The 12,947-nt window shown below is 60.3% G+C and carries 13 protein-coding genes; 10 read left to right on the forward strand and 3 right to left on the reverse strand.

Translation table 11 applies throughout. The features are described 5' to 3' along the window. The first annotated feature begins 16 nt into the window (after positions 1 to 16). From fhuB to ACFIOZ_RS04800, 5 genes are all read left to right on the forward strand, one after another. Positions 17 to 2,017 (forward strand): Fe(3+)-hydroxamate ABC transporter permease FhuB, encoded by a 2,001-nt coding sequence (gene fhuB, locus ACFIOZ_RS04780; protein ID WP_386082552.1) that lies wholly within the window; start codon positions 17 to 19, stop codon positions 2,015 to 2,017. Continuing rightward, positions 2,014 to 2,802, forward strand: coding sequence for a siderophore-iron reductase FhuF (gene fhuF, locus ACFIOZ_RS04785; RefSeq protein ID WP_386082553.1), 789 nt, complete (start codon positions 2,014 to 2,016; stop codon positions 2,800 to 2,802). The genes fhuB and fhuF overlap by 4 nt, the downstream gene beginning before the upstream one ends. Positions 2,803 to 2,863: 61 nt before the next feature. Continuing rightward, entirely contained in the window at positions 2,864 to 4,522 is a 1,659-nt protein-coding gene (locus ACFIOZ_RS04790; RefSeq protein ID WP_386082554.1) for a multidrug ABC transporter permease/ATP-binding protein, read from the forward strand. Between the two features lie 163 nt (positions 4,523 to 4,685). After that, positions 4,686 to 4,916, forward strand: a complete 231-nt coding sequence (locus tag ACFIOZ_RS04795; RefSeq protein ID WP_386082555.1) for a CopG family transcriptional regulator — start codon at positions 4,686 to 4,688, stop codon at positions 4,914 to 4,916. Beyond that, the gene (locus tag ACFIOZ_RS04800; protein ID WP_386082556.1) at positions 4,916 to 5,308 is read left to right on the forward strand and encodes a type II toxin-antitoxin system VapC family toxin; all 393 of its coding nucleotides are present in this window, start codon (positions 4,916 to 4,918) and stop codon (positions 5,306 to 5,308) included. Before ACFIOZ_RS04795 ends, ACFIOZ_RS04800 begins: the two co-directional genes overlap by 1 nt. A gap of 22 nt (positions 5,309 to 5,330) precedes the next feature. On the opposite strand, the gene ACFIOZ_RS04805 is transcribed toward ACFIOZ_RS04800, so the two are convergent. The 3 genes from ACFIOZ_RS04805 to ACFIOZ_RS04815 all read right to left on the reverse strand — a co-directional run bounded on the left by ACFIOZ_RS04805 (position 5,331) and on the right by ACFIOZ_RS04815 (position 6,930). Continuing rightward, positions 5,331 to 5,606 carry a HigA family addiction module antitoxin gene (locus ACFIOZ_RS04805; RefSeq protein ID WP_386082557.1) on the reverse strand — a complete coding sequence of 92 codons (276 nt, stop codon included), beginning with the start codon at positions 5,604 to 5,606 and terminating at the stop codon, positions 5,331 to 5,333. A 14-nt stretch (positions 5,607 to 5,620) separates the two neighbouring features. Continuing rightward, complete coding sequence (locus ACFIOZ_RS04810) at positions 5,621 to 5,899, reverse strand: type II toxin-antitoxin system RelE/ParE family toxin (RefSeq protein ID WP_386082558.1); 279 nt, start codon at positions 5,897 to 5,899, stop codon at positions 5,621 to 5,623. Positions 5,900 to 6,012: 113 nt separating this feature from the next. Then, positions 6,013 to 6,930: a helix-turn-helix transcriptional regulator gene (locus tag ACFIOZ_RS04815; protein ID WP_386082559.1), complete on the reverse strand. Its 918-nt coding sequence runs from the start codon at positions 6,928 to 6,930 to the stop codon at positions 6,013 to 6,015. A gap of 85 nt (positions 6,931 to 7,015) precedes the next feature. Here ACFIOZ_RS04815 and ACFIOZ_RS04820 point away from each other — a divergent pair, with 85 nt between their 5' ends. From ACFIOZ_RS04820 to ACFIOZ_RS04840, 5 genes are all read left to right on the forward strand, one after another. Then, a complete protein-coding gene (locus tag ACFIOZ_RS04820) occupies positions 7,016 to 9,007 on the forward strand; it encodes a TonB-dependent receptor (RefSeq protein ID WP_386082560.1) in 1,992 nt (663 codons plus the stop codon). Next, positions 9,004 to 10,035 carry a methyltransferase gene (locus ACFIOZ_RS04825; RefSeq protein ID WP_386082561.1) on the forward strand — a complete coding sequence of 344 codons (1,032 nt, stop codon included), beginning with the start codon at positions 9,004 to 9,006 and terminating at the stop codon, positions 10,033 to 10,035. The genes ACFIOZ_RS04820 and ACFIOZ_RS04825 overlap by 4 nt, the downstream gene beginning before the upstream one ends. Then, positions 10,032 to 11,276, forward strand: coding sequence for an MFS transporter (locus ACFIOZ_RS04830; protein WP_386082562.1), 1,245 nt, complete (start codon positions 10,032 to 10,034; stop codon positions 11,274 to 11,276). Before ACFIOZ_RS04825 ends, ACFIOZ_RS04830 begins: the two co-directional genes overlap by 4 nt. Before the next feature lie 74 nt (positions 11,277 to 11,350). Further along, the gene (locus ACFIOZ_RS04835) at positions 11,351 to 11,905 is read left to right on the forward strand and encodes a sigma-70 family RNA polymerase sigma factor (RefSeq protein WP_386082563.1); all 555 of its coding nucleotides are present in this window, start codon (positions 11,351 to 11,353) and stop codon (positions 11,903 to 11,905) included. Beyond that, on the forward strand, positions 11,906 to 12,931 hold the full coding sequence (locus ACFIOZ_RS04840) for a FecR domain-containing protein (protein ID WP_386082564.1): 1,026 nt from the start codon (positions 11,906 to 11,908) through the stop codon (positions 12,929 to 12,931). Positions 12,932 to 12,947: the final 16 nt, after the last annotated feature.

Genomic DNA, 12,947 nt, shown 5'->3' on the forward strand with positions numbered 1-12,947 from the left:
CAGAAGGGTGTCCGCTATGCTAGGCGCCTCGCAAGTTGCCCAACGAGTGGGAGGCATGTCGCCCGCCAAAGCCTGTCTGATGCTTAGCCTGCCGATGGCGGTGCTATTCTGGATTGGCCTGGAGGGCCAAGGCGGTTTTGCGCTGGGTCTGCAGGCGTTAGTAGCGCCTTCCTTTGAGAATGTTGACGAGCTGTTGCTCTACTACGCCTGGTGGCCGCGCCTCTCGATTGCGCTGCTGGCCGGGGGCGGTTTAGGGCTGGCAGGTGTGCTGATGCAGCAGGTGCTGCGCAACCCCTTGGCGTCGCCCACCACTCTGGGGGTGGCGTCGGGCGCTAATCTGGCGTTGATGACCGCCACTTTGCTGGCGCCAGGGCTGCTTGTGGTTGGGCGCGAATGGGTGGCCTTGTTGGGCGGCGCGCTGGCGGTGGGGCTGGTTTTCCTGCTCTCCTGGAGGCGCGGTTTGGCCCCCATTGTGGTGGTGCTGTCGGGTCTGGTGGTCAATTTGTATTTGGGGGCGCTCTCCACCGCGCTGTTGCTGTTTAACCACGAAGCGCTCTCCGGGCTGCTAATTTGGGGCGCGGGCTCGCTGGCGCAAAATGGCTGGGACGGCGTGGCTATTCTCTGGCCACGGCTGGCGATTAGCTGTGTCGCCGCTTGGTTTTTGCTGCGCCCCTTGGCGGTGCTGGAACTTGACGACGCCAGCGCGAAGAGCCTGGGGGTCTCGCTTACCTATCTGCGCTTTGCAGGCATGGGGCTGGCCGTATTTATTACCGGCAGCATCGTCAGCGTGGTGGGCATCATCGGCTTTATCGGTCTGGCCGCGCCCAATATTGTGCGTATGGCCGGGGCGCGCCGGTTGGGCCCACGGCTAATCTGGTCGACGCTATTAGGGGCCGTGCTGCTGGCCACCACGGATCTGCTGCTGCAGCAGTTTGGTGGCATGGTGGCGGCCTTTATCCCAACTGGGGCGATTACCGGTGCCCTGGGGGCGCCACTGTTAATGTGGCTGATTCCGCGTCTAAAGCTCCAGGGCGATCAGCCGCCGAAAGGAGCGGGCGTTTTCGCCCATCGTCACCCTGCGCCTTCCCGCCTGGCCACCGGTTTAATCCTCGCGCTACTGGGTGCCACGCTGCTTGGGCTGCTCGTTGGCCAGGGTGTTGATGGCTGGTACTTGCTGTCGCCGGATAACTGGAACGTGATGCAGTGGCGAATGCCTCGGGTGATGGCGGCCGCCGCCAGCGGGTTAATGTTGGCGATTGCCGGGACGATTCTTCAGCGTCTTTCCGCCAACCCCATGGCCAGCCCTGAAGTGTTGGGTATTAGCGGTGGCTGTGCCATTGCGCTGATTTTGGGGATTTTCCTGCTGCCCGCGCCGACCAACGCGATGCTAATCGGGGTTGGCACCCTGGGGGCTTTCGCGACGTTAGTGGTGCTAGTGGGCATCAACCGCAAGAGCGGTTATCTCCCCGAGCGCTTACTGCTCACCGGGGTGGCGGTTAGTGCGCTGTTTGACGCCGTGCGCAGCGTAATGCTGGCGGGCGGCGACCCCCGCGGCCAGCAGGTAATCGCTTGGTTGGCGGGTTCTACCTATTACGTGGATCTTACCAATGCGGTGGTGGTCGGGGGTATCGCTGCGGTGTTGGCACTGGTCACGCTGCCCTTTACCCGCTGGCTGGATATCTTGCCCTTAGGCGCACCGACGGCCAAGGCGCTTGGGGTGACCCTTAACCGTGCCCGTTTAGCGCTGCTACTGCTCGTTGCACTGCTCACCGCCTGTGCCACCCTGGTGGTGGGGCCGCTGTCGTTTATTGGCCTGCTGGCGCCGCATATGGCGCGCTTGGTCGGCTTCTCACGCGCAGGGCAGCACCTGCTGGGGGCGGCATTGATCGGCATGCTGCTGATGGTGCTGGCGGACTGGGTGGGGCGTCAGATTATTTTCCCTTATGAGATACCGGCGGGCTTGGTTGCCTCCCTGATTGGCGGCGCTTACTTTATGTGGGGGCTGCGGCGGCTATGAGTCATGTGGCGATCAAGCCGAGTGAACTTTGGGCTGTGGCGGATCCCGCGGAGGTGTTGTTGGCACTTTACCGCCAGCCGCCGCTGGATAACGCCAAGGCCCCCTGTTTTGGTCAGCCTGATGAGTCGACATTGGCGGCTACTGAACTGCTGGATCATGAAGTGCTCTTCGCCCAGCTATCGCGTTACCGCCTGTACCACGGTGACGATGCTGATTTTCTGGCTGCTGCTTCGATATGGTCGAAATTTCATTTCAGCAGTGTCTCTATTCCAACGCTGGTGGCGAACCTGCTATTGGGTTACGGCCTGCCGGTCGGCGGGGATGAGCTGCGACTGGCGTTTGGCGACCATGGTCAGACTGCTCGTATCTGGTTGCCGCATGGTGGCGTCCCTCTGGCCTCAAAAACGCTTCAGGCACGTTTCAGTAGCCTATTCGATGACCACTGCGCGCCACTGATCGAGGCGCTTGCTGTGGTCTCCGGACTTTCTGCCAAGGTGTTTTGGAGCAATCTTGGTCACTACGTGGAGTTCGTGGGAAAGACCTGTTCGCGGCACCCGGAATTCAGCGGTGCGGGAGAACCTCTACTGGATTATCTCGCCACCAAGACGCTGCCCGATGGGCGCCGTAATCCACTCTATCAGCCAGTGCGTTACCTGGAATTGGGCGGTGAAACACCTGCTCGTGTACGGCGGCTATGCTGTATCAAATACCGATTACCCGGCGAGCCGCTTTGCGGTGGCTGCCCGCTAAAACCCGAAAATAAGCCGACCAAGAAACGCCGTTAGGTTAGCACGGCACGCTGCAGCGCTTCCTTTAGCGTTCAACTCTTGCAAGGAGCCAAAGTTAATGGAACTGTTCAGAATCGTATGGCGTGATTATCGTTGGCCGTTTGTGGCCGTGGTACTGCTCAGCCTAATAAGCGCTGGCTTGGGCATCGGTGTTATCGCTTTTATCAATCAGCGGCTGTTGGGCACCTTCACCGACCCCTGGCGCATCCTGCCCGAATTCCTGGGGTTGATAGCGCTGCTGCTGGTCATTACCCTGACATCGCAGTTGGCGCTGACCACGCTGGGTCACCATTTCGTCTACCGGCTGCGGGGGCAGTTGATCAAGCGAATTCTGGATACCAACATTGAGCGCGCCGAGCAGATTGGTAGTGCGCGTTTGTTGGCGAGTCTCTCCACCGATGTGAGTTCAGTGACCGTTGCTTTTATACGCTTGCCGGAACTGGTGCAGGGTGGGGTGCTGACAGTCGGCGCCACGCTTTACCTGGCGTGGCTTTCGCCTGCCATGCTGGGTGTCACCGCGCTTTGGGTGATCGTGACTATTTTAATTGGCATACGCTTGGTGGCCCGGGTCTATGGGCATATGGCCAAGCTGCGCGAAATACAGGATCGTCTCTATGCGGATTACCAGTCGGTAATCGAGGGGCGCAAAGAGTTGGCGCTCAACCGTGACCGGGCAGAGTGGCTGTATCGTGATGTCTACACCCCTAACGCAAAGGATTGTCGACGCCATTTTATTCTTGGTGATACCTATCATCTGAGCGCGGTGAACTGGTTCAATATTATGATGCTGGGGGCCATCGGTGTGGCGTTCTTTTTGGCCAACGGCCTGGGCTGGGCGTCCGTACAGGTAGCCACGACCTTCTCACTCACGCTGCTGTTTTTGCGTGCGCCGTTGATGCAGGCGATAGGCGCCTTTCCGACGCTGATTAACGCACGAGTAGCGTTTGAAAAAATCAGCAGTTTAGACCTGGCCGAGCACCGCGAGGCGTTCGGCCACTCTGCGCTGCGCCACGACTGGCAAGTGCTTACCTTGGAGCAGGTCAGCTATCGCTACCCGGATGAGGAGTCTCGGCCGGGCTTTGCTATCGGCCCCATCGATCTAACCTTAAAACGCGGCGAAGTGGTGTTTCTGATCGGCGGCAACGGCAGTGGCAAATCGACCCTGGCGAGACTGCTCACCGGGCTTTACCAGCCGCAAATCGGCTGCGTGCGGGTTGATGGCATGCCGCTGCGGGAAGAGGACTGGACACGCTATCGCCAACACTTCTCGGCGATTTATACCGACCTGCATCTATTTGACCGATTGATGGGCCCCGCAGGCGAGTCACCCGACCCGGCGCTGATGGAGGAGTGGCTGGCCGCACTGGGCATGCAGAGCAAGCTCGACTTCGACGGTGATCGCATCACTAACACCAACCTCTCCCAGGGCCAGCGCAAGCGCCTGGCGATGCTGTTGGCGGTTGCCGAGCAGCGCGACCTGTTGCTGCTGGACGAGTGGGCCGCTGACCAGGATCCTCAGTTCCGGCGGGTGTTCTACCGCGAACTACTCCCCCAACTGAGGGCACTCGGCAAAACGCTGGTAGTCATCAGCCACGACGACCACTACTTCGACCAGGCTGACCGGCTGCTGGAAATGCGCGGTGGGCAGCTAGTTGAACTCACTGGTGAGCAGCGGGAAGCCGCCAGCCGCGATGCGGTGGCGAGGGTGAATGGGTAGTCATTGATGTGAGTCGCTTAGCTAAGCCGCGCCCTGGTGATGGCGAAGTGCCCAGTGTTCCCGTTAGAGAATGAAGACCCCAGATACCGGTGAACTGCCAGCCTTGACGCTTTTATCGCAGGGACATATATTTCAACATATACTTGCTGGCAAGGGGTGTGTCATGGGCCAAGTTACGATTTATATCGATGATGATACCGAGAAGAAAATGGCGGCGGCGGCCAAGTCGATGAATGTCTCCAAGAGCAAATGGATTACCAATCTGATCAAAGAGGAGGTTGCCAATGAGTGGCCACAGGCGGTGGTCGAACTGGCTGGGGCTTGGGATGCGTTTCCGTCGCTGGAGGAGATTCGGGCAGAAACCGGCACCGACCAGCAGCGGGAACCACTCTGATGTATGTGCTTGACACCAATACGCTCATCTACTTTTTCAAAGGCATGGGCAATGTTGCCGATAACCTCTTGTCCAAAAAGCCCGGCGATATTGGCATACCTGCGATTGTGTTGTACGAGCTGGAGCTGGGTATTGCAAAATCGGCTGCTCCCAAAAAGAGAGCGATGCAGCTCGACAAACTGATCGACACTGTACAGGTTCTTGGGTTTTCCACCCCCGAAGCCAAAGCCTCAGCGCAAATTCGCGCGACCCTGGAAAAGCAGGGAACCCCCATCGGCCCCTACGATACTCTGATAGCCGGTACCGCGCTCGCCAACCAAGGTACATTGGTCACCCACAATACTGGGGAATTTAAACGCATTAAGAAACTAGCGGTTGAAGATTGGTACTAGCTGGGTGCGCGGTATCGCTCGGCTAAGCCGCGCCCTGGCTATGGCGAAGCTGAAAGAGGTCATAATTGGTCTGCATGGATAGCCAGAATTCGGCGCTTCCAGCGTTCAATTTTTCCAGAGCCAATGCCATTTCAGGTGTGACGGAGGCGCTGCCATTAATTACCCGGTTCAGGGTGTTGCGGTGGCAGCCGAGCTGTTCAGCGACCGATGCCACACTGCTAATCTTGTGGCCGTCTTCATCCTCAATCAGGCGCTGCCGGATAATGCGGCCCGGATGTGAGGGGTTATACATCGCCATGGTTTGTTCTCCCATCAGTGATAATCGTCATAGTCCAGCAGGTAAACATTACCGTCTCGGAACTCGAAGAACAGTCGCCAGTTACCCGACACCTTGATGGCATGCTGGCCGTCCAGTTTTCCAGTTAGAGGGTGAAGGCCCCAGTTGCCAGCAGCTATATCGTCAAGACTAGTGGCTGCGTCCAGTACGGTCAGGCGATCACGGAGACGGTCGACATGATCGGCACGGACGCCCTTAGTGCTTCCTTTCTCGAAAAACAACTTTAGTCCCTTATGCTTGATGCTTTTAATCATCCACCGAACCGACGTATGTCCAACTAGTTTTCAGTTATTGTAGCTTGTCGCGCGACAGTGTGCAATGCTGCCGAGACTCGCTCAGGCAGCTGTATCACCATCCGCAACGCTTGTTATAAACTGTTGCGCTGTTTAATGGCTTTAGGGGCATAACCGAAGAAGCGTGTGAAGGCTAAGCTGAAGTTACTTGGGTGCCGATAGCCCGTGGCGTAGGCGGCCTGAGCGACCTGCTGACCGTTTTCCAGCAGCGTATGGGCGTGGCGCATGCGCTGTTGATGAAGAAAGTGCTGAGGCGTCGTGCCAAACATGCGCCGAAACCCCTGCTTGAGTTTCTGCTCCCCTAACCCCACCCGTGCGCCCAAATAAGCCAGCGTCAAGGGACGGTCTAATTCGTTAAGAAGAATCTCGTGGGCTTGAACAATGCGTTCGGCGTCTGCGGTGGCGATGTGCTGTGTATGGCGGGGTTTCGGCAGCAGCGCTTCGAGTTGTTCTCCCAGCAGGCTGAGGGCGTGAATGTGTGTCTGGATACGAGAGCCGCCTGTTTGAATAGAAGCCTGGAGTGCCTGAAGATGCGCTCGGCTGCCCGCTGACGTGGGCTGAAACGCCAATGATCGACTACCTGCAGAGGCAGGGAGTGCTGATTGGTAGCGCTCCCCCAAATAGCGCGCTAGCCAGCCGGTGCTGGCAACCAGGCGTAGCTGAAGTACCGCTTCACCTTCCGGAATGTGGCGCTCTCCTTGGCTCTGGTGAAAGGCGGTTACCGTGGTGTGACCATGGCGAAAGTCGATACGTGGGCCCCAGCGTTCTCGGTAATCAGAGTGGCCTTGCAAACCAAACGTCATAATCACGCCCGCGCCCGTATGAGGGGTGTGGCTCTCTTCGACCCATGCTTGGCTAGCACGGTAGCGGGTGAGCACCACCGAGAGGCCATCATCTAGCACGCAGCACTGGGAGCCTTGCAGAGGCTTCTCAGGTGGCTGTGGTGCATCGCTACGCATACAAAGTGAATCGGTTTGCATATGAATGAGCATGATAATTGATATCGTTTGTCGCTAGCCTACTCCCTTAAGCACGCCTGCGCCAGCCGGCGGCAGAAACAGCGTTTAAGGGGGAACGATGCAGAACAACAGGGTGAAGAAAGCAGCGGCAATGCTTCTGCTGGGGGGATGCAGTATAGGTGGCGCTGCTCAAGGCGAAGGGCTGCCTGTGGTGAAGGTGACGGCCAACAAGGTGGCGCAGGCCGAGGAGGAGGTGTCCGCAAGCCTGGTGGTGATATCGGGCGAGACGCTTGCGGATGCAGGTGCAGCCGATATTGGCGACTTAGCGCGTTATACGCCTGGGTTGAGTTTTCAGCCCTTCGGCCAGTCGGGCACCGCGCTGCCGGTAATGCGCGGGTTGACCTCAGGCGCCACGGCGTTCTCTTCATCGGTGTTGATGCTGGTCGACGGTGTGCCGGTGGTAAGTGGCCAGGGGTTCGATCATAACCTGCTAGGTGTGGAGCGGGTCGAAGTGCTGCGCGGGCCTCAGTCGACGCTCTATGGTCGCAATGCCGAGGCCGGTGTGATCAGTCTGCATACCCGCCAGCCGGATGAAGGCCCTTATACCGAGGTGGAGGCTACGCTGGGAAGCCGCGAGCTAACCTCGCTACGCGTCGATGCCGCCCAGGCGCTGGTGCCCGAACGGCTCTATCTGGGCATCAGCGGCGAGTGGCGCCAGCAGGACGGTTTCGTGGAGAACCTGGCGGATGGGAATGAAGCGGATGATCGCCAGCGCCAGAGTGGGCGTCTGAGCCTACGCTGGCTACCGGCACAGGATACGGACGTTACCCTGCGCTATGGTCGACTGGACTATCGCGATGGCGCTGCCCCCTGGGGGCGGGCTGGGAGTGAGTCACGCCGCGTGACATCTGTTGATCCTGGCAGCAATGACTCGTCCGGTGAAGATGTCTCCCTGGATGTGCGCCATGCACTGACGCCAGATCTGACGCTACGTACCATTACCGCTCGACGGGAAGTTCATGATCGCGTCACTCAGGACACCGATCTGACACCAGCCCAGCGCTTTGCTGTCGGGCGCGACCAGCGTTTGACCACCCTATCCCAGGAACTGCGCCTGGAGCGCCAGGGCGATGAGGGGCAAAGCAGTTGGGTACTGGGCCTGTACGGCGACCGTGATGACCATCAACTGCAGTTCGAACAACGCAACCCGATGGGCACCCAGCGCAGTGAGGCGACGCTAGAGGCTGAGAATCTGGCGCTATTCGGGCAGTGGACGTTGCCACTTGGCGAGCGCTGGCGTCTGACGCCGGGGCTGCGTCTGGAGCAGAGCCGGGTGGCATTGACCCCACAGGGAGCCGGGCAGCGCAGTGAGCGCTGGCGCGACGTCACCTCGCAGTTGGCCCTGCAGTACCGCCTGGGTGACGACGACTGGCTGTACGCCCGCTATGCCGAAGGGTTTCGCGCCGGGGGATTCAACGCCTTCTCGGGTCAGAGTGACTATCCCGGCTACGAACCTGAGCAAGTGGTGTCCTACGAGTTGGGTATCAAGGGGACGGCGCTGTCGCAGCGGCTTCGCTATGGGCTCGCCAGTTACTGGATGACCATTGACGACATGCAGGTGCAGCAGGTTCTCCAGCCCGGCAGCGTACTGATCACCAATGCCGCCGCCGCACGCTCGCGGGGTCTCGAACTGGATCTTGACTACCTGCTGGGCGAACATTGGACACTCCAGGCGGGCCTGGCCCTCAATCGTACCCGCTTTCGCGAGTTCAATGACCTTAGCGGCGATCATGCCGGTAACCATAACCCCTTTGCGCCCGATATCAGCGCCCGTTTGGGGCTGCGCTACGACTCGCCTCAGAACTGGTATGCCCAGGCCAACCTCAGTGGCATGAGCAAAATCTACCTGGATGCAGCCAACCGTTTCAGCCGCCCCGGACATGTTCTGCTTGATGTGGCGGGAGGGTATCGTCATGGGCCATGGCAAGTGGGGGTCTATGTAAACAACGCGACTGACCGACGTTACGACGCCGTCGGCCTGCTCAATGGCAGCGTACGGGAGTATAGCCCGCCCCGGGAGATTGGCCTGCGCTTGGGGGTGTCGTTATGAACCACGTCGATGATTTACTTCCCCATGCACTGCAACTCTATTGGGATCTGGCGCTGGCCTCCGTGCAGGCCGAGGCCCTGCAGCTTGCCTTAGCAGAGGATCTCTTCGAAACGTTGGCCTCGCCCTCCACCCCCGAGAACCTGGCGCAAATACGAAAATGGCAGCCCGAAGCGACTCGTCACTGGTTGACGCTGTTGTGGAGCATGCAACTGCTCGACCGAAGCCGCGCTGCGACGGGCGAGTGGTATTACACCAGCAGTGAGGTGGCGCGGCGCTATCTGGCGCCTTCCTCAACGCTAGACTGTGGTGAGGCTTGGCGCTTTCGCCTTGCGTCTCTGCGTGATTTCGGCGCGGGGTTAGCCGATGGCCTGCGTGGACAACACCGCCCAGCACCACTGGCAAGCGGTAAGCGCTGGGCCGCGGCGGCAAGTAGCCATCTGGCACGTGAGCAGATAGCGGTGACAGCGCCTGCCGCCTGTGAATTGGTATCACAACGGCTCGGGCATGACGCACCCTGGCGGCTGCTGGATTTGGGGGGTGGCACGGGACAAGTCGCTGTGGGCCTGGCTAGTCTCTTTCCGCGGATGACGGGGGTGCTCTTCGAGTTGCCCGAGGCCGCCGAGGTGGCCGCACGACAGATTGCCGAAGCCGGCCTGGCACCGCGGCTCGAAGCATTGGGCGGCGACCTGGCGACGGATGACTTGGGTACAGGGTATGACCTGATCTGGTGCTCCTCGGTACTGCACTTCGTGCCGGATCTCTCGGCCAGCCTGGTCAAACTGCATGCCGCACTAAAGCCTGGCGGCGAGTTGATCTCCGTGCACGCTGAAATTCCCGAAGACCCCGAGACGGCCCGCCGCATGCTCTCCTATTATCTACCGCTGCTATGGCAGGGGCGCCGGGTGACCCAGGCTGGTGAGTTGCGCGAAGCACTGCTGGCTCAGGGTTTTGAGGTGTGCGAGGAGCGCCCGATCACTCTGCCCATGGCGCCTGCCACGGCCCTGGTGGCGCGCAGGAGAGCACAATGAATCGCTCTCTGATGGCCAAGCAATTGACGTTTGGCTGGCTCCACTTCGCCCTGGCATTGCCCAGTATCTATCTACTGTTGGGAATGCCCCTGGTGCTGCGCGAGCAGGGCTGGAGCGGCACACAAATTGGCTTGCTACAGCTGGCAGGTCTGCCAGCGATACTCAAATTGGTGATGGCAATTCCTGTGGAACGTTGCCGTCTCGGGGGCGGAGGCTACCGCGCCTGGGCTGGCCTGCTAGGGCTGCTGTTGGGCTTGGCGTTGCTGGGGGTGGCGTATGACTTTCCCCTCGCGCAGCCGCCGCGCTTCTATGCCTGGGTGCTGCTGATCAGTTGGCTGGCGACCTGGGCTGATGTGCCCGTGAACGCGCTGGCGATTCGCTGCCTGCCCGCCCATGAGCGGTTACGCGCCGGTGGGATTCGTTCGGCGGCGCTGTTCCTGGCCGCGGTGGTGGGCGGTGGCCTGCTGCTGGTGCTGCACCAGCGAGCGGGTGGGGCGGCCCCCTTCGTGCTGATGGCACTGCTGCTTGTGGTGGGGGGCATCATGCTAGGCGGCATGGTGATGACTTCAGAGACAGAAAGCGAACCACATGCCTCGGCAGAACCGCACTTTTTGCCACCTCATCAGGGTGGGGTGCTGAACTTTTTCCGTCAGCCCGCCGCCGGTGTCTGGGTGGCGTTGTTGATGCTGCTGTTTCCTTTCGTCGGCGCCGGCTGGATCTACCTCAAACCGCTGATGCTCGACCTTGGCATGCCAGCGGAGCAGGTTGCCTGGTGGGTGGGGGTAGGCGGTGGAACGATGGGCGCCCTGGCTAGCCTGGCGGGGCAACGTCTGGCAGTGGGGATCGGCATTAGCCGAGCCTTGCCGCTGTTCGCAGGATTGGGAGCACTGGCCTTGGCGACCCTGGGGCTGGTGAGCCACATGGCGGCCGGGCAGTCGCTATGGTGGCTGGGAGCGGGCCTGATAGCTTGCGCCATGGGAGCGCTATCGGGGCTGATGTTCGGCCTGATGATGCATTTCGCTCGTGCAGGGAGCCGGGCGCTGGATTACGGCCTACAGGCGAGCCTGTTCACCCTGTCGCGCCTAGCCGTGCCCGTGCTAGCCGGTATTGTGCTCGACCGGCTGGGCTACCCGGCTATGTTTACGGCGTTGGCGCTATGCATGGCGGCAGTAGTGGTGTTGGCGCTATTGGGTAGTAGGTTTTTGCAGGGGGTCATATCAAAAAATGGAGAGGTTCGTTGAGCACTGTGCATTGACACTCTCTGTGAATTGAAAAAGAATAAGAATCATTTTCGTAGAAATGGGGCACTTTTTATATGGCGGCGGCACCCCGATCAGCCGAGCCTGCGGCTTACCATACCGGCTGTCGAGACTCCCTCGGCCAGTTGTATCACCATCACCAACCCTGGTTGCAGCAGTTGCTGAGCCGGCGGCTGGGGTGTGGCGAATCGGCGGCTGATTTGGCCCAGGACGCCTTCGTGCGCCTGTTGCAAACGCCGCGTCATCTGGATAGCTTTGACGGCGCAAGGGCTTATTTGAGCCGCATGGCCAAGGGGCTGTGCGTGGATCATTGGCGCCGTCTGGATATCGAAAAAGCCTGGCAAGACGCCCTGGCCGCCCGCGCTGAAGCACACCTGCCTTCTGTCGAACACCAGCAGATCGTCATCGAAACGCTGTGCGAGATCGACCGCATGCTGGCGCGGCTGCCCGAAAAGGTGGCAACTGCTTTCCTGGCATCGCAACTGCAGGGTAAGCCCTATCGGCAGATTGCCGAGGAGCTAGGCGTCTCCGAGCGCATGATCAAAAAGTACATGGCCCAGGCCATGCTGCAGTGTACGTTGATTGAAGCCGGTTTTGAGGCCAACCTCTAAATGGCCTCGGCCGCTCGCCCTGATGACACCGCCAAGCGCCGCGCCTTGGCCGAGGCCGCCGAGTGGTTTGCGGAGTGGCAAGCGGGGGAGGTGTCGGCAACTGAGCGTCAACGTTGGCAGGCTTGGCATGACGCCAACGACACTCACCGATGGGCCTGGCAACAGGTGGAAGGCGTAAGCCGTCGTTTTACCGCCAACCTGGATGAAACCGAGCGCCACGCTGCCGACCAGGTCATCAGCTCGGCGCGGCATCGACGGCGGGGGCGGTGGCATCTGCTGAGTGGGCTCTCTAGCCTGGCAATCGTGGCTGTGCTGGTAGGGCTCTCCTGGCAGTGGACACCCTTGCCGCAATGGGTGGCCTACTGGGGCGCCGACTACCGCTCCGCCACCGGCGAAATCTCCCGCATCGAACTGGAGGATGGCACCCAGGTATGGCTAAGCAGCGCCTCGGCGTTGGATGTCGACTACGACCAGGAGCGGCGCCGACTGCAACTGGTGGCGGGTGAAGTGCTGATTAAGACCGGCAAAGACCCCGACCGCCCCTTTTACCTGGATACCCGAAGCGCCCGACTGACCCCCTTGGGCACCCGCTTCAGCGTGCGCCAACGCCAGGCCGACGAACTGCTGGCGGTGTTCGAAGGCGCGGTGGCTATTCAGACCCGTGGCGATGCCGACCATGCTAGCCAACGCCAGGTGGTCGACGCCGGACAGCAGGCCAGCTACGCCGCTGGCGGTATCGGTGAACTCAATCCCGCTAACGGCAGCCGGGCCGCTTGGGCCAATGGTGTTTTGCTGGCGGAAAATATGTCTTTGAAGTCGTTCGCCGCGGAGCTGAGCCAGCATCACCGTGGCCGCCTTGAGGTCGACCCGGCGGTGGCAGATCTAACGCTGCTCGGCGCTTTCCCGCTTGACGACTTGGAGCGCACCCTGAACATGGTCGAGACCACGCTGCCGGTGACGGTGCGGCAAGTGATGCCCTGGTGGATCAAGATTGAGGCAGGCGAAGCAAGTGACAGCCAAGAATAAAAAGAGAGAAATTGGT

It is taken from the genome of Vreelandella sp. F11 (genome assembly GCF_042466685.1).
In the GTDB taxonomy this organism is placed as follows: domain Bacteria; phylum Pseudomonadota; class Gammaproteobacteria; order Pseudomonadales; family Halomonadaceae; genus Vreelandella.